Origin of the sequence: Pseudomonas sp. P8_229 (assembly GCF_034008635.1) — a bacterium.
In the GTDB taxonomy this organism is placed as follows: Bacteria; Pseudomonadota; Gammaproteobacteria; order Pseudomonadales; family Pseudomonadaceae; genus Aquipseudomonas.
The window spans coordinates 2,941,973-2,958,948 of sequence record NZ_CP125378.1; the positions used below are offsets into that span (position 1 = coordinate 2,941,973).

Annotated in this window: 16 protein-coding genes; all 16 read right to left on the reverse strand. The window is 58.8% G+C overall.

Annotated features, from left to right (window positions below; all coding sequences use genetic code 11):
* Positions 1 to 43: 43 nt before the first annotated feature.
* Positions 44 to 1,576: a histidine ammonia-lyase gene (hutH, locus tag QMK55_RS13395; RefSeq protein WP_320329347.1), complete on the reverse strand. Its 1,533-nt coding sequence runs from the start codon at positions 1,574 to 1,576 to the stop codon at positions 44 to 46.
* 2 nt (positions 1,577 to 1,578) lie between these two features.
* Positions 1,579 to 3,276: a urocanate hydratase gene (hutU, locus tag QMK55_RS13400; RefSeq protein ID WP_320329348.1), complete on the reverse strand. Its 1,698-nt coding sequence runs from the start codon at positions 3,274 to 3,276 to the stop codon at positions 1,579 to 1,581.
* Between the two features lie 410 nt (positions 3,277 to 3,686).
* On the reverse strand, positions 3,687 to 5,519 hold the full coding sequence (gene glmS, locus QMK55_RS13405; protein WP_102355521.1) for a glutamine--fructose-6-phosphate transaminase (isomerizing): 1,833 nt from the start codon (positions 5,517 to 5,519) through the stop codon (positions 3,687 to 3,689).
* Positions 5,520 to 5,521: 2 nt separating this feature from the next.
* On the reverse strand, positions 5,522 to 6,298 hold the full coding sequence (locus tag QMK55_RS13410) for a DeoR/GlpR family DNA-binding transcription regulator (protein WP_102355520.1): 777 nt from the start codon (positions 6,296 to 6,298) through the stop codon (positions 5,522 to 5,524).
* A gap of 230 nt (positions 6,299 to 6,528) precedes the next feature.
* Positions 6,529 to 7,896 (reverse strand): bifunctional UDP-N-acetylglucosamine diphosphorylase/glucosamine-1-phosphate N-acetyltransferase GlmU, encoded by a 1,368-nt coding sequence (gene glmU, locus QMK55_RS13415; protein WP_320329349.1) that lies wholly within the window; start codon positions 7,894 to 7,896, stop codon positions 6,529 to 6,531.
* A 117-nt stretch (positions 7,897 to 8,013) separates the two neighbouring features.
* Complete coding sequence (locus QMK55_RS13420) at positions 8,014 to 8,439, reverse strand: F0F1 ATP synthase subunit epsilon (protein ID WP_007954164.1); 426 nt, start codon at positions 8,437 to 8,439, stop codon at positions 8,014 to 8,016.
* Between the two features lie 45 nt (positions 8,440 to 8,484).
* A complete protein-coding gene (gene atpD, locus QMK55_RS13425; protein ID WP_016984062.1) occupies positions 8,485 to 9,864 on the reverse strand; it encodes a F0F1 ATP synthase subunit beta in 1,380 nt (459 codons plus the stop codon).
* A 27-nt stretch (positions 9,865 to 9,891) separates the two neighbouring features.
* Positions 9,892 to 10,752, reverse strand: coding sequence for a F0F1 ATP synthase subunit gamma (gene atpG, locus QMK55_RS13430; protein WP_008084419.1), 861 nt, complete (start codon positions 10,750 to 10,752; stop codon positions 9,892 to 9,894).
* A gap of 50 nt (positions 10,753 to 10,802) precedes the next feature.
* Positions 10,803 to 12,347, reverse strand: a complete 1,545-nt coding sequence (atpA, locus tag QMK55_RS13435; RefSeq protein ID WP_016984064.1) for a F0F1 ATP synthase subunit alpha — start codon at positions 12,345 to 12,347, stop codon at positions 10,803 to 10,805.
* A gap of 21 nt (positions 12,348 to 12,368) precedes the next feature.
* A complete protein-coding gene (locus tag QMK55_RS13440) occupies positions 12,369 to 12,905 on the reverse strand; it encodes a F0F1 ATP synthase subunit delta (RefSeq protein WP_007911956.1) in 537 nt (178 codons plus the stop codon).
* Positions 12,906 to 12,917: 12 nt separating this feature from the next.
* Positions 12,918 to 13,388, reverse strand: a complete 471-nt coding sequence (locus QMK55_RS13445) for a F0F1 ATP synthase subunit B (RefSeq protein WP_007954149.1) — start codon at positions 13,386 to 13,388, stop codon at positions 12,918 to 12,920.
* Positions 13,389 to 13,447: 59 nt separating this feature from the next.
* A complete protein-coding gene (gene atpE, locus QMK55_RS13450; protein ID WP_003097235.1) occupies positions 13,448 to 13,705 on the reverse strand; it encodes a F0F1 ATP synthase subunit C in 258 nt (85 codons plus the stop codon).
* Between the two features lie 133 nt (positions 13,706 to 13,838).
* On the reverse strand, positions 13,839 to 14,708 hold the full coding sequence (gene atpB / locus QMK55_RS13455; RefSeq protein WP_025112248.1) for a F0F1 ATP synthase subunit A: 870 nt from the start codon (positions 14,706 to 14,708) through the stop codon (positions 13,839 to 13,841).
* A 16-nt stretch (positions 14,709 to 14,724) separates the two neighbouring features.
* The gene (locus QMK55_RS13460) at positions 14,725 to 15,132 is read right to left on the reverse strand and encodes a F0F1 ATP synthase subunit I (protein WP_003229783.1); all 408 of its coding nucleotides are present in this window, start codon (positions 15,130 to 15,132) and stop codon (positions 14,725 to 14,727) included.
* 148 nt (positions 15,133 to 15,280) lie between these two features.
* Positions 15,281 to 16,153 carry a ParB/RepB/Spo0J family partition protein gene (locus tag QMK55_RS13465; protein WP_007960777.1) on the reverse strand — a complete coding sequence of 291 codons (873 nt, stop codon included), beginning with the start codon at positions 16,151 to 16,153 and terminating at the stop codon, positions 15,281 to 15,283.
* A 9-nt stretch (positions 16,154 to 16,162) separates the two neighbouring features.
* On the reverse strand, positions 16,163 to 16,960 hold the full coding sequence (locus QMK55_RS13470; protein WP_003229787.1) for a ParA family protein: 798 nt from the start codon (positions 16,958 to 16,960) through the stop codon (positions 16,163 to 16,165).
* Positions 16,961 to 16,976 lie beyond the last annotated feature (16 nt).

Below are 16,976 nucleotides of genomic sequence, written 5' to 3' on the forward strand. Positions count from 1 at the left end.
ACTCCCACCGATGGTGGAAGCTGGCCGGCTGGCGATGAGGCACTTACAGACTCGGCAGCAACTTCACCGGCACCAGCTCGTTCAGACACCGCGAAGCCAGCAGCTCGGTCGCCGCATTGATGTCCGGCGCAAAGAAGCGGTCCTTCTCGTAGAACGGCACTTCCTTGCGCAGAATCGCCCGCGCCTGTTCCAGCTTGGTCGAAGTCTTCAGACCGTTGCGCAGGTCCAGGCCCTGCACCGCCGCCAGCCATTCCACGGCGAGAATCCCGCGGGTGTTCTCGGCCATTTCCCACAGACGCTTGCCGGCAGCCGGGGCCATCGACACGTGGTCTTCCTGGTTGGCCGAGGTCGGCAGGCTGTCGACCGAATGCGGATGGGCCAGCGCCTTGTTCTCGCTGGCCAGTGCTGCGGCGGTCACCTGAGCAATCATGAAGCCGGAGTTGACCCCGCCATTGGCCACCAGGAACGGCGGCAGTTGCGACATGTGCTTGTCCATCATCAGCGAGATGCGGCGTTCGCTCAGCGAGCCGATTTCAGCGATGGCCAAGGCCATGTTGTCAGCGGCCATGGCGACTGGTTCGGCGTGGAAGTTACCACCGGAAATCACGTCGCCTTCAGCCGCGAACACCAATGGGTTGTCGGACACGGCGTTGGCTTCGATGACCAGCACTTCAGCGGCCTGACGGAACTGAGTCAGGCAGGCGCCCATGACTTGCGGCTGGCAGCGCAGCGAGTACGGGTCCTGAACCTTTTCGCAGTTCTGGTGCGAATCGGAGACTTCGCTGCGCTCGCCGAGCAGATCGCGATAGGCAGCAGCGGTGTCGATCTGGCCTTTCTGGCCACGGGCGGCATGAATGCGCGCGTCGAACGGCGAACGCGAACCGAGCACCGCTTCCACCGTCAGACCGCCCAGCGCCAGTGCACCGGCAAACAGGTCTTCACCTTCGAACAGGCCGCGCAGCGCGAATGCAGTAGAAACCTGAGTGCCATTGAGCAGCGCCAGACCTTCTTTCGCGGCCAGTGTCAGCGGGGTCAGACCGGCGACTTTAAGCGCCTCGGTCGCTTCCATCCACTCACCCTTGTAACGCGCCTTGCCTTCGCCCAGCAGTACCAGCGACATGTGCGCCAGCGGTGCCAGGTCGCCGGATGCACCGACCGAACCTTTCAATGGAATGTGCGGGTAAACCTCGGCATTAATCAGCGCGATCAGCGCGTCGATCACCACGCGGCGGATGCCGGAGAAACCACGGCTCAGGCTGTTGATCTTGAGCACCATGACCAGGCGCACCAGCTCATCACTGATCGGCTGACCAACACCGGCAGCGTGGGACAGCACCAGCGAACGCTGCAGGTTTTCCAGGTCTTCGCTGGCGATGCGGGTCGAGGCCAGCAGGCCGAAACCGGTGTTGATGCCGTAGGCGGTGCGATTCTCGGCGAGGATCTGCTCGACGCAAGCGACGCTGGCTTCGATCTGTGCGGCAGCGCTGTAATCGAGGGTCAGTTTGACCGGGTGCTGGTAGACGTCACGCAGCTGGGACAGGCTCAGTTGGCCGGGGATCAGGTTCAATGCAGTCATGTTCAGGCTCCTTTAACCGAAGTAATCATTGGCAGGTTCAGGCCCTGCTCCTTGGCGCAGTCGATGGCGATCTGGTAACCGGCATCGGCGTGGCGCATGACGCCGGTAGCCGGGTCGTTGTGCAGTACGCGAGCAATGCGCTCGGCCGCTTCGTCAGTACCGTCGCAGACAATCACCATGCCCGAGTGTTGCGAGAAGCCCATGCCCACGCCACCGCCGTGGTGCAGCGAGACCCAGGTCGCGCCGCTCGCGGTGTTCAGCAGAGCGTTGAGCAGTGGCCAGTCGGACACAGCGTCGGAACCGTCCTGCATCGATTCGGTTTCACGGTTGGGGCTGGCGACCGAGCCGGAGTCGAGGTGGTCGCGACCGATCACGATCGGTGCCGACAACTCGCCACTACGCACCATTTCGTTGAACGCCAGACCGAGCTTGGCGCGCAGGCCCAGACCGACCCAGCAGATACGCGCCGGCAGACCCTGGAAGCTGATGCGCTCGCGGGCCATGTCCAGCCAGTTGTGCAGGTGCGCGTCGTCCGGGATCAGCTCTTTGACTTTGGCGTCGGTCTTGTAGATGTCTTGCGGGTCACCCGACAACGCCGCCCAGCGGAACGGGCCGATGCCACGGCAGAACAGTGGGCGGATGTAGGCCGGTACGAAGCCCGGGAAGTCGAAGGCGTTTTCCACGCCTTCTTCCTGCGCCATCTGACGGATGTTGTTGCCGTAGTCGAAGGTCGGAATGCCTTGTTTCTGGAACGCCAGCATGGCGTTGACGTGCACCGCCATCGACTGCTTGGCGGCTTTGATCACGGCGGCCGGTTCGGTCTTGGCGCGGGCGCGGTACTCGTCCCAGGTCCAGCCGGCTGGCAGGTAGCCGTTGAGTGGGTCGTGGGCGCTGGTCTGGTCGGTGACCATGTCCGGGCGCACGCCGCGCTTGACCAGCTCCGGGAGGATTTCTGCGGCGTTACCCAGCAGGGCGATGGAGATTGCCTTGCCTTCTTTCGTATATTTGGCGATGCGTGCCAGGGCGTCGTCGAGGTCTTTGGCTTGCTCATCGACGTAGCGACTTTTCAGGCGGAAATCGATGCTCACCTGTTGGCATTCGATGTTCAGCGAGCAGGCGCCGGCCAGGGTGGCGGCCAGTGGCTGAGCACCGCCCATGCCGCCGAGGCCGGCAGTCAGCACCCACTTACCAGTGAGGTTGTCGTTGTAGTGTTGGCGACCGGCTTCGACGAAGGTTTCGTAGGTGCCCTGAACGATGCCCTGGCTGCCGATGTAGATCCAGCTGCCAGCGGTCATCTGGCCGTACATGGCCAGGCCTTTGGCGTCGAGTTCGTTGAAATGTTCCCAGCTCGCCCAGTGCGGGACGAGGTTGGAGTTGGCGATCAGTACGCGCGGGGCGTTGCTGTGGGTCTTGAACACGCCGACCGGCTTGCCGGATTGCACCAGCAGGGTCTCGTCGTCATTCAGGTTGGTCAGGCTCTCGACGATCTTGTCGTAGCATTCCCAGTTACGCGCGGCGCGACCGATACCACCGTAGACCACCAACTCTTTCGGGTTCTCGGCGACTTCCGGGTCGAGGTTGTTCATCAGCATGCGCAGCGGCGCTTCGGTCAGCCAGCTCTTGGCGGTCAGCTTGTTGCCGCGTGCAGCGCGGATCTCGACGTCACGATACTTCGTAGGTTTCTGGGTATTGTCAGTCACGAAAAAGACTCCTCAGCGATCAATTCAAACCAACCCTGGCGGTGGGCAAGCGGCTTGTGCGCCTCTTGGCGCGACAAGCGAATCAGTGGACGTAATGCGGCGTTTCTTTCGACTCGTATGCATACGTCTTTACTTGTACATACAAGCATATGCAATTGAACGGCCAACTTGCCGAGAAGTCCTCCAACAAGAACTGCTGACAGGGCTGGAGAGCGCCAAAATCAAGGGTTCCGGGGTGCTTGAATTTTTACGCTGGGATTTTTTCGAGAAGTCGAAGACTGTTACATGAGCGTGGCTTTGCGCCGCGCTGGGGTGTTTGGTAACAAACCGTGGGGGGGGAAGCTGCAACCTGGAGTTCCAATGGGTCTCCAGGTTGTGCGCTTTTATTGCGGGTTATCCCTGTGGATAACTTATTCCACCGTCACCGACTTCGCCAGGTTGCGCGGCTGGTCGACGTCGGTGCCCTTGAGCACGGCGACGTAGTACGACAGCAATTGCAGCGGAATGGTGTAGAGGATCGGCGAGAGGATGTCGTGGATGTGCGGCATCTGCACCACGTGGGTGCCTTCGCCGTTGGTCATCCCGGCTTTCTCGTCGGCGAACACGATCAGTTCACCGCCACGGGCGCGGACTTCCTGCAGGTTGGACTTGAGCTTCTCCAGCAGTTCGTTGTTCGGCGCAACGGTCACCACCGGCATGTCGTTATCCACAAGCGCCAACGGACCGTGTTTCAGCTCGCCAGCCGGATAGGCTTCGGCGTGGATGTAAGAGATTTCCTTGAGCTTCAAGGCCCCTTCCATCGCCACCGGGAATTGCGCGCCACGGCCGAGGAACAGGGTGTGGTTCTTCTCGGCGAACAGTTCGGCGATTTTTTCCACCGTGCTGTCCATCGCAAGCGCTTCGCCCAGACGGGTCGGCAGGCGACGCAGTTCTTCCACCAGTGTGGCTTCGACATCTTTACCCAATGTGCCGCGCACCTGACCCAGGGACAGGGTCAGCAGCAACAGACCGACCAGTTGCGTGGTAAAGGCTTTGGTCGACGCCACACCGATTTCGCGGCCGGCCTGGGTCAGCAGGGTCAGGTCGGATTCACGCACCAACGAGCTGATGCCGACGTTGCAGATCGCCAGGCTGGCGAGGAAGCCCAGTTCCTTGGCATTGCGCAGCGCGGCCAGGGTGTCGGCGGTTTCGCCGGACTGGGAGATGGTGACGAACAGCGTGTCCGGTTGCACCACTACCTTGCGGTAGCGGAATTCGCTGGCCACTTCGACCTGGCACGGAATACCGGCCAGTTCTTCGAGCCAGTAACGCGCGACCATGCCGGCGTGGTAGCTGGTGCCGCAGGCGACGATCTGCACGTTGCGCACTTTGGCGAACAGTTCGGCAGCTTGCGGGCCGAATGCCTGGACCAGCACCTGGTTCGGGCTCAGACGACCTTCGAGGGTGCGTTGCACAACGGACGGTTGCTCATGGATTTCCTTGAGCATGTAGTGGCGGAACTCACCTTTGTCGGCGGCCTCGGCGCCATCACTGTATTGCACGGTCTGACGCTCGACGACATTACCGTTCACATCCCAGATCTGCACGCTGTCACGACGGATTTCGGCGATATCGCCTTCTTCCAGGTACATGAAGCGGTCGGTGACCTGACGCAGCGCCAATTGGTCGGACGCGAGGAAGTTCTCGCCCAGACCCAGGCCGATCACCAATGGGCTGCCACTGCGCGCGGCAACCAGACGATCCGGCTGTTGTGCATTGATCACGGCCAGACCGTAGGCACCGTGCAATTCCTTGACGGTCGCCTTGAGCGCAACTGTCAGGTCAGGCTGATCCTTGAGTTTGTGGTTCAGCAGGTGTGCGATGACTTCGGTGTCGGTGTCCGAGGTGAACACGTAACCCAGCGCCTTGAGTTGCTCACGCAGGGCTTCGTGGTTCTCGATGATGCCGTTGTGCACCACGGCAATATCGCCGGAGAAATGCGGGTGCGCGTTACGTTCGCAAGGTGCGCCGTGGGTCGCCCAACGGGTGTGCGCAATACCGAGACGACCCACAAGCGGATGTTCAGCCAGCGCCGCTTCCAGCTCACTGACCTTGCCCGGGCGACGCATGCGCTCGAGCTTTTCGTCGTTGGTGAAAACCGCCACACCGGCACTGTCATAGCCGCGGTATTCAAGGCGCTTCAGGCCTTCGAGCAAGATGGCGGTGATATTACGTTCAGCAACTGCGCCGACAATTCCACACATGCTTATTTCTCCTGACTGACAGCCGCGCAAATCACGGTGATACCGCGGGCCTGAATCTGATCGCGTGCATCGTTGGGCAGGCGATCATCGGTAATTAGGGTATGGACGCTGCTCCATGGCAGCTCCAGGTTGGGAATTTTGCGGCCAATCTTGTCGGCCTCGACCATCACGATGACTTCCCTCGCGACGTCGGCCATCACCCGGCTCAGGCCGAGCAATTCGTTGAACGTGGTGGTCCCGCGCACCAGATCGATGCCGTCGGCGCCGATAAACAACTGGTCGAAGTCGTAAGAGCGTAGTACTTGCTCGGCCACCTGGCCCTGAAAGGACTCCGAATGCGGATCCCAGGTGCCGCCGGTCATCAACAGCACCGGCTCGTGTTCGAGCTCGCTCAAGGAGTTGGCAACATGCAGGGAGTTGGTCATGACCACCAGACCCGGCTGCTGGCCAAGCTCGGGGATCATCGCTGCGGTGGTGCTGCCGCTGTCGATGATGATCCGGGCGTGCTCGCGAATGCGTTTCACCGCCGCGCGGGCAATCGCCTGTTTGTATTTCGAAACGCTTTGGCCGGGTTCAGCCACCAATTCCTGCGGCATAGTGATCGCCCCGCCGTAACGGCGCAGCAACAGGCCATGGCTTTCCAGCGCCGCAAGGTCCTTGCGGATCGTAACTTCCGAGGTTTCGAAGCGCTTGGCCAATTCATCGACACTGACTTCGCCCTGCTCATTGAGCAAGGCGAGAATGTTGTGCCGGCGCTGGGGAGTGTTGCGTTTCGACATGGCGACTTAAGTTTCGATTCGAAAGATAACGGAAGCAATCAAAACCTATTGACCATAAATCGTCAAGCGCGATGCAGAGTTTTTTGAGAACGACACGAACAAAAATGTGGTAGCGGGCATGCTCGCGAAGGCGTCGTGTCAGTCAACATCAACGTTGAATGCTCTAACGCTTTCGCGAGCAAGCCCGCTCCCACATTGGATTTGCGTGGCTAAGTCAGGCTGTGGATAACTCAGTCCTTTTTGATTTTCACCGGACGCTTCCAGCCATCGATATTCTTCTGCCGCGCCCGACCCACGGCCAACTGCGCGTTATCCACATTTTGCGTGATGGTCGAGCCGGCTGCCGTGGTAGCACCCGAAGAGATATCCACAGGCGCTACCAACGAGTTGTTGGAACCGATGAATACATCTTCACCCAGCACGGTTTTCCACTTGTTGGCGCCATCGTAGTTGCAGGTGATGGTGCCAGCGCCGATGTTGGTGCGCGCACCGATTTCGGCGTCGCCCAGATAAGTCAGGTGTCCAGCTTTGGCACCCTCGCCCATCCGCGCGTTTTTCAGTTCGACGAAGTTACCCACATGTGCGCGCGCTTCAAGCACGGTGCCCGGACGCAGACGGGCGAACGGACCGGCATCGCTGCCCTCACCAAGAATCGCGCCTTCAATGTGGCTGTTGGCCTTGATCACCACACCTTTGCGCAGGGTGCTGTCCTTGATTACGCAGTTCGGACCGATCACCACGTCGTCTTCGATAACGACGTTGCCTTCGAGGATCACGTTGACGTCGATCAGCACGTCGCGACCAACGGTCACTTCGCCGCGCACATCGAAACGCGCCGGGTCACGCAGGGTCACGCCTTGCGCCATCAGTCGGCGACCGGCGCGCAACTGGTAATGACGCTCCAGCTCCGACAGTTGCTTGCGGTCGTTGGCGCCCTGCACTTCCATCGGGTCATGCGGTTGTTCGGTAGCCACCACCAAGCCGTCATTGACCGCCATTTCAATCACGTCGGTCAGGTAGTACTCGCCCTGTGCGTTGTTGTTCGACAGGCGGCTCATCCAGTCGGCCAGATGATTGGCCGGGACGGCGAGGATACCGGTGTTGCCTTCGGTGATTGCGCGCTGGGCTTCGCTGGCGTCCTTGTGCTCGACAATCGCGGCAACCTTGCCGTCGGCGTCGCGCACGATGCGGCCGTAACCGGTCGGGTCTTGCAGCTCAACGGTCAGCAGCCCCATCTGTCCCGGTACGACATGCTTGAGCAGACGTTGCAGGGTTTCGACTTCGATCAGCGGCACGTCACCGTAGAGAATCAAGACCGTGTCGGCGGTGATGAACGGAACAGCCTGGGCGGTGGCATGACCTGTGCCCAGTTGCTTGTCTTGCAATACAAAATTCAGATCATCAGCGGCCAGACGCTCACGCACCACATCGGCACCATGGCCGATGACCACATGGATGCGCTGCGGATCAAGTTGCCGCGCGCTGTGGATAACATGACCAAGCATTGAATTGCCGGCAACCGGGTGCAACACCTTCGGCAGCGCCGAACGCATACGGGTGCCTTGACCGGCCGCGAGAATAACGATTTCGAGAGACATGACTGGCTACCAATCCTGGGTGGTCAGCAACTGCGACCAGGTTGTAAAAATCGGAAAAGAAAAAAGGGTAGCCGAGGCTACCCTTTTTTATCAATCGCACAACAAGTGGCTGACGGATTAACCGCCAAACTTCTTGCGGATCTGCTGGACGGTGCGCAGCTGAGCTGCAGCCTCGGCCAGACGTGCGGACGCAGCTCCGTAGTCGAAATCTGCGCTCTTTTCGTGCAAAGCAGCCTCGGCAGCCTTGAGAGCTGCTTGAGCCTGAGCTTCATCCAGGTCGGCGGCACGTTGCACAGTGTCGGCAAGAACCTTGACCATGTTCGGCTGAACCTCGAGGAAACCACCGGAGATGTAGAACACCTCGGCTTCCCCGCCTTGCTTGATCAGGCGGATCGGACCTGGCTTCAGATTAGTGATCAGCGGCGCGTGACCCAGAGCGATACCAAGATCACCCAGTGCACCGTGCGCAATCACCATCTCGACCAGGCCGGAAAAGATTTCCCCTTCCGCGCTGACGATATCGCAATGGACTGTCATAGCCATCTGATTGCCTCAACCTAAATTAGCGCCCGTTGCCGGGCGCCGGGATTACAGTTTCTTGGCTTTCTCGATCGCTTCTTCGATGCCGCCAACCATGTAGAACGCTTGTTCTGGCAGGTGGTCGTAGTCACCGTTGAGGATGCCTTTGAAGCCAGCAATGGTGTCTTTCAGGGAAACGTATTTACCCGAAGCACCGGTGAAGACTTCAGCCACGAAGAACGGCTGCGACAAGAAGCGCTGGATCTTACGAGCACGGTTTACCAACTGCTTGTCGGCTTCCGACAGCTCGTCCATACCCAGGATCGCGATGATGTCCTTCAGCTCTTTGTAACGTTGCAGAACGTACTGAACGCCGCGAGCGGTGTCGTAGTGGTCCTGGCCAATTACGTTCGGGTCCAGCTGGCGCGAAGTCGAATCCAGTGGATCTACCGCTGGGTAGATACCCAGGGAAGCGATGTCACGGGACAGAACGACGGTGGCGTCCAAGTGGGCGAAGGTGGTCGCTGGCGACGGGTCGGTCAAGTCGTCCGCAGGTACGTATACCGCCTGGATCGATGTGATCGAACCTTCCTTGGTCGAAGTGATACGTTCTTGCAGAACGCCCATCTCTTCAGCCAGGGTCGGCTGGTAACCTACTGCCGAAGGCATACGGCCCAGCAGTGCGGATACTTCAGTACCGGCCAGGGTGTAACGATAGATGTTGTCGACGAACAGCAGAACGTCGTTACCTTCGTCACGGAACTTCTCGGCCATGGTCAGGCCGGTCAGTGCTACGCGCAGACGGTTACCCGGCGGCTCGTTCATCTGACCGTAAACCAGTGCCACTTTGTCCAGAACGTTGGAGTCCTTCATCTCGTGGTAGAAGTCGTTACCCTCACGAGTACGCTCACCCACACCGGCGAACACGGAATAACCGCTGTGCTCGATGGCGATGTTACGGATCAGTTCCATCATGTTTACGGTTTTGCCTACACCGGCACCACCGAACAGACCGACTTTACCGCCTTTGGCAAACGGGCAAACCAGGTCGATAACCTTGATGCCGGTTTCCAGCAGGTCGTTGCCGCCTGCCTGTTCAGCGAACGAAGGCGCTGGACGGTGAATGCCCCAACGCTCTTCGGTGTCGATCGGGCCAGCTTCGTCGATCGGGTTACCGAGGACGTCCATGATCCGGCCCAGGGTCGCTTTACCGACCGGTACGGAGATGGCTGCGCCAGAATCGGTAACTTCCAGACCGCGCTTCAAGCCCTCGGTGGAACCCATCGCAATGGTACGAACCACGCCGTCGCCCAGCTGCTGCTGAACTTCCAGAGTGGTGCCGGCATCGCTTTTAACTTTCAAAGCGTTGTAGATGCTCGGTACGCTGTCGCGTGGAAATTCCACGTCGATAACGGCGCCGATGATTTGAACGATACGTCCGCTACTCATAGCTGGATCCTCTGAATATTTGAACCGTTAAACCGCGGCAGCGCCGCCGACGATTTCCGAGATCTCTTGGGTGATCGCAGCCTGACGCGCCTTGTTGTAGATCAGCTGCAAATCGCTGATCAAATCACCGGCGTTGTCGGTAGCGTTCTTCATCGCGATCATCCGCGCAGCTTGTTCAGCCGCGTTGTTCTCGACCACCGCCTGGTAGACCTGCGACTCAACGTAGCGGACCATCAAGCCGTCAAGCAGCTCTTTGGCATCCGGTTCGTAGAGATAGTCCCAGTGGTGCTTGAGATCCTGATCCGGGGTGGCCACCAGTGGAATCAACTGCTCCACGGTAGGCTGTTGCGTCATGGTGTTGATGAACTTGTTGGACACCACGGACAGGCGGTCAATACGGCCGTCCAGGTAGGCATCCAGCATCACCTTGACGCTGCCGATCAGATCATTGATCGACGGCTCTTCACCCAGGTGGCTGATAGCTGCAACGACGTTACCGCCGAAGTTGCGGAAAAAGGCCGCACCCTTGCTACCAACGACACACAGATCAATCTCGACGCCGTTTTCGCGGTTTACCGCCATGTCCTTGACCAGGGCCTTGAACAGGTTGGTATTCAAGCCGCCGCACAGACCACGGTCACTGCTCACAACGACATAACCAACACGCTTGATAGCGCGGTCGATCATGAACGGGTGGCGGTATTCCGGGTTGGCGTTGGCCAGATGCCCAATAACCTGGCGGATACGCTCCGCATAAGGACGGCTAGCAGCCATGCGCATTTGTGCCTTGCGCATTTTGCTGACCGCCACTTTTTCCATGGCGCTGGTAATCTTTTGCGTGCTTTTGATGCTCGCAATCTTACTGCGAATCTCTTTTGCGCCTGCCATGTAACACCTATCAGGTTAGCAAGCGGGAGCCTCGCGGCTCCCGCTGCGGCTTACCAGGTTTGGGTGGCCTTGAACTTCTCGATACCGGCTTTCATGCCAGCGTCGATTTCGTCATTGAAGTCACCTTTAACGTTGATCTTGGCCATCAAATCGGCGTGATCGCGGTTGAAGAAAGCAATCAGCGCTTGTTCGAAGCTGCCGATCTTGGCGATTTCAATGTCAGTCAGGAACCCACGCTCAGCGGCATACAGCGACAGCGCCATGTCAGCGATCGACATCGGTGCGTATTGCTTCTGCTTCATCAGCTCGGTAACGCGCTGACCATGCTCAAGTTGCTTACGGGTCGCTTCGTCCAGGTCAGAAGCGAACTGGGCGAATGCCGCCAGTTCACGGTACTGAGCCAGAGCGGTACGGATACCACCGGACAGCTTCTTGATGATCTTGGTCTGAGCGGCACCACCCACACGGGATACCGAAACACCGGCGTTCACTGCAGGGCGGATGCCCGAGTTGAACATGGCCGATTCCAGGAAGATCTGACCGTCGGTGATGGAAATCACGTTGGTCGGAACGAACGCGGAAACGTCGCCAGCCTGGGTTTCGATGATCGGCAGTGCAGTCAGGGAACCGGTTTTGCCGGTCACTGCGCCGTTGGTGAACTTCTCTACGTACTCTTCCGAAACGCGGGATGCGCGCTCCAGCAGACGGGAGTGGAGATAGAACACGTCGCCTGGGTAAGCTTCACGGCCTGGTGGACGGCGCAGCAGCAGGGAAATCTGGCGGTAAGCCACTGCTTGCTTGGACAGATCGTCATAAACGATCAGCGCGTCTTCACCGCGGTCGCGGAAAAATTCACCCATGGTGCAACCGGAGTACGGTGCCAGGAATTGCAGCGCAGGAGATTCCGAAGCACTGGCAGCCACGATGATGGTGTTGGCCAGGGCGCCGTTTTCTTCCAGCTTGCGAACCACGTTGGCGATGGTCGATTGTTTCTGACCGATTGCTACGTAGACGCAGAAAATGCCGCTGTCTTTCTGGTTGATGATCGCGTCGATCGCCAGAGCGGTTTTACCGATCTGACGGTCACCGATGATCAGCTCACGCTGGCCGCGGCCGACAGGGATCATGGCATCGACAGCCTTGTAGCCAGTCTGTACAGGCTGGTCTACCGACTTACGCCAGATCACGCCCGGTGCAACTTTCTCGACCGCGTCGGTCTCGGTGTTGCCCAGTGGACCTTTGCCGTCAACAGGGTTACCCAGTGCGTCGACTACGCGACCCAGCAGTTCCTTACCCACCGGAACTTCGAGGATGCGGCCAGTGCACTTGGCGCTCATGCCTTCAGCCAGAGACTGGTAAGCGCCGAGTACAACGGCACCTACGGAGTCTTGCTCCAGGTTGAGGGCCATACCGTAGACGCCGCCCGGAAACTCGATCATCTCGCCGTACATTACGTCGGCCAGACCGTGAATCCGCACGATGCCGTCAGATACGCTGACGACAGTGCCTTCGTTACGGGCTTGGGAGGTCACATCGAGCTTGTCGATGCGGCCCTTGATAATTTCACTTATTTCGGAAGGATTGAGTTGCTGCATTGCTCTGCTGCCCCTTCAAACTCAAGATTTCAATGCTTCGGCAAGTTTCGCGATTTTGCCGCGAATCGAGCCATCGATAACCAGGTCGCCGGCGCGGATAACGACACCACCTATAAGGGCAGCATCCTCCGCAACTTGCAGGCGCACTTCCCGGTTGAGTCGTGCACTGAGAACCTTGGCGAGTTTGTCTTGCTGTTCTTGGTTCAATGCAAATGCACTGGTCACTTCAACGTCTACCGACTTCTCTTGTTCGGCCTTGTACAGGTCGAAAAGAGCGGCAATCTCCGGCAGAAGCGGGAGACGGTCGTTTTCGGCAACGACATTGATGAAGTTCTGTGCCTTGGCATCAAACTTGTCGCCGCACACGTCAATAAACGTGGCGGCCTTTTCTGCGCTCGTCAGTCGCGGGGCCTTGAGCACGCGCTGCATGGTGTCATCTTGTGACACCGCTGCAGCCAGGCCGAGCATGGCTGACCAATTGGCCAGTTGCTGGTGGGCCTGAGCGTGCTCGAAGGCCGCCTTAGCGTAAGGTCGGGCCAACGTGGTCAGTTCTGCCATGATCGCCCTCGCTTAGATTTCAGCAGCCAGTTGGTTAACCAGCTCTGCGTGCGCGTTTTGATCGATTGTGGCACCCAGGATCTTCTCGGCGCCGCCGACAGCCAGCAAGCCCACTTGGGCGCGCAGCTTGTCTTTGACACTGTTCAGTTCCTGTTCGATCTCGGCTTGAGCCTGAACCTTCACACGGTCAGCGTCGACACGGGCCTTTTCAACGGCCTCTTCGACAATCTGGTTACCGCGTTTCTTGGCTTGCTCGATGATTTCAGCTGCCTGAGCTTTCGCTTCGCGCAGTTGCTGACCCGCTTTCTCTTGGGCCAACTCCAGGTCGCGAGCTGCACGGCTGGCAGCGTCCAGACCATCAGCGATCTTCTTTTGACGTTCGTGCAGAGCAGCGATGACCGGAGGCCATACGAACTTCATGCAGAACAGTACAAAAATCAGGAACGCAACGGACTGGCCAATCAGGGTCGCATTAATGTTCACGCCAACACCTCGCAGTTACGTTGTCCATCACATCAAATTACTCGGAAGAGTCCGGGTAATTAGCCAGCGATCTGACCAACGAACGGGTTCGCAAAGGTGAAGAACAGAGCGATACCAACACCGATCATGGTTACGGCGTCGAGCAGACCGGCAACGATGAACATTTTAACTTGCAGCATTGGAACCATTTCTGGCTGACGCGCTGCGCCTTCCAGGAACTTGCCGCCCAGCAGGCCGAAACCAATTGCGGTACCCAGTGCGCCCAGGCCGATCAACAGTGCAACAGCGATAGCGGTTAGACCAACTACAGTTTCCATCTTTCCTCCCGACTTTTACGTCGTATGGTTTAGGTTTTTTAGATTAAAGCGGTAAAACAAATCGTTTCAGAGGCCCGGTTAAGAGCCCCCTCCCGTTTAACCGGGAGGGACATCAGACTAGTCGAGACTGGTCTTAATGGTTTTCTTCGTGCGCCATCGACAGGTAGACGATGGTCAGCATCATGAAGATGAACGCCTGCAGGGTGATGATCAGGATGTGGAACACCGCCCACGCCCACTGCAGAACAACGCCCAGGCCGCTCAGCCAGAGCAGGCCGCTGCCGAACATCACAGCGATCAGAATGAACACCAGCTCGCCGGCATACATGTTGCCGAACAGACGCAGAGCCAGGGAGATCGGCTTGGCGATCAGGGTCACGAATTCCAGCAGGAAGTTCACCGGGATCAGCAGGGCTTGTACGAAGATGTTCTTGCTGCCGAACGGGTGCAGGGTCAGTTCGCCGATGAAGCCGCCGAGGCCCTTGACCTTGATGCTATAGAAAATGATCAGTGCGAAAACCGAGAACGCCATGCCCAGGGTCGCGTTCGGGTCGGTAGTCGACACGGCACGGAACGGGATGTGGTGGTCGCCGGTGATCAGGATGGCCAGCTGAGGAATCCAGTCGACCGGTACCAGGTCGACGGCGTTCATCAGGAACACCCAGACGAAGATGGTCAGTGCCAGCGGTGCAATCACCGGGCTACGGCCATGGAAGCTGTCTTTCACGCTGCCATCGACGAATTCGACCAATACTTCAACGAAGTTCTGCAGGGCACCCGGTTGACCGGAAGTCGCCTTCTTTGCCGCCATGCGGAAAAGGAAAACGAAAATCAGGCCCAGTGCGACCGACCAGCCGAGGGTATCGACGTGGAAAGCCCAGAAGCCCATTTCTTTGGCTTCTGCTGCGGAATGGGCAAAGCCCCAGCCGCCGTTAGGTAGCTGACCGAAGGTCAGGTTCTGCAAGTGGTGCTGGATATAGCCCGAAGCGGTTGTTTCTGCCATGGTTGCCTCAAACGCCCTAAGGTCTCGAAAGTCTTGTTCTCATCAGCAGGGGAGCGAACCAGCTGACCGACTGAGTCAGCACGAAAGCGCCGAATACTGCGATCGGCGCCAATGGCTTCACACCTGCAAACACCAGTGCAAACAGCACTGCCGTCAAAATCAGTTTGCCTGCCTCGCCGGCATAAAATGACCGGACGATGGACTGGGCTGCTCGGGCGCCGGAAAACCGAAATGCCTTGTGAGCGAAATAAACATTGGGCAGCAAGGCTATCAGGCCTCCGCAAAGTCCCGAGTATCCGGCAACGACTCCATGCCATTGCCAGAGCGCCAAAGCAGCAATGAGCAAAATGACAAATTGAGCCATCAACACCGGAAAAACCGCCAGGCGATGGAACGGCAGGCGGTTTGGCTTGCGGGTTTCCATCACGATTGCTCTCCAATGGTCGGCTGCCGAAATTCAATAACTTGGCATAATTTGTGCCGACAAAATGCGCGCAGAGTATAGGGGCGGTTCTGCCCCTATTCAACTGTCAGGTAGTGATTTCCGACTGCGCGCTACATGAGGAAATGTTTCAGCGGATGTGCGCGAGCACACCTTGAAGCTCATCGAGGGAGTTGTAACCGATGACCAACTGACCCTTTCCCTTCTTGCCGTGGCGAATCTGCACCGCAGAGCCTAGGCGCTCGGCCAGACGCTGTTCGAGACGAGCGATGTCCGGGTCGGGTTTGGCCGCTTCCACAGGCTCCGGTTTGCCACTCAACCACTGGCGAACCAGTGCTTCAGTCTGGCGCACGGTCAGGCCGCGTGCGACAACATGTCGCGCCCCTTCCACCTGCTGATTGTCCGGCAAGCCGAGCAAAGCACGGGCATGACCCATTTCCAGGTCGCCATGGGACAGCATGGTCTTGATGACTTCAGGCAGTGCAATGAGCCGTAACAGGTTAGCCACAGTGACGCGGGACTTACCCACAGCCTCGGCAACCTGTTGCTGAGTGAGCTGAAATTCCTGCTGCAGACGCTGCAGGGCGACCGCTTCTTCGATCGGGTTCAGGTCTTCACGCTGGATGTTCTCGATCAGCGCAATGGCGATCGCGGTTTCATCCGGTACATCGCGGACCATGGCCGGAATGGTTTCCTGCCCGGCCTGCTGACTCGCGCGCCAGCGGCGTTCACCGGCAATGATCTCAAAACGGCCACCGCCAATCGGGCGAACCACAATCGGCTGCATCACGCCTTGTGCCTTGATCGACTGCGCCAGCTCTTCGAGCGCCTGCGGGTCCATGTCGCGACGTGGCTGGTATTTGCCACGCTGCAGCAGGTCCAGCGGCAGGTGTTGCAGTTCACGGGTATCCGCCTGCGCGGCCTGTTCTTCCAGTGCGCTGACAGTCGGACCACTCAGCAGTGCATCCAGTCCACGTCCGAGACCTCGTTTCTTGACGGCCATGGGGATTCCTTAAGTTGGCTGAGCAGCGGCGATGCGTGAATTTTTGCGCTGACGGCGAACCATCTCGCCCGCCAGGGCCAGGTAGGCCAGCGCGCCGCGCGATTGCTTGTCGTAGGCCAGTGCCGGCATCCCGTAGCTCGGCGCTTCGGCCAGGCGGATGTTGCGCGGGATCACTGTGTCGTAGAGCTGCTCGCCGAAGTGCTCCTTGAGCTGCGCCGAAACATCGTTCATCAGACTCAGGCGCGGGTCGTACATGGTGCGCAGCAAACCTTCGACCTTCAGGTTCGGGTTCAGCAGTTCAGCGATGCGCTTGATGTTATCCACAAGGTCGCTCAAGCCTTCGAGCGCAAAGTATTCGCACTGCATGGGGATAATCACCCCGTCAGCGGCGACCAGTGCGTTGAGCGTGAGCATCGACAGCGACGGCGGGCAGTCGATCAGAATGTAATCGTAGTTCTCACGGATCGGCGCCAGCGCGCTGCGCAGACGGCTTTCCTTCATCTGCATTTCCAGCAGGACCACTTCGGCTGCGGTCAGGTCGCGGTTGGCCGGCAGCAGTTGATAACCGCCGTGCTCGGAGTAGTGCATGGCCTGGGCCAGATCGCATTCGCCGATCAGCAGGTCGTAAACCGAGTTTTCCAGGCCGTGTTTATCCACACCGCTACCCATGGTGGCGTTGCCCTGTGGATCGAGATCGATCAACAGCACCCGGCGCTTGGTCGCGACCAGGGATGCTGCGAGGTTGATGCAGGTGGTGGTCTTGCCCACACCACCTTTCTGGTTCGCTATCGCGAATACCTTAGCCATTCTTGCTTGTGTTCCC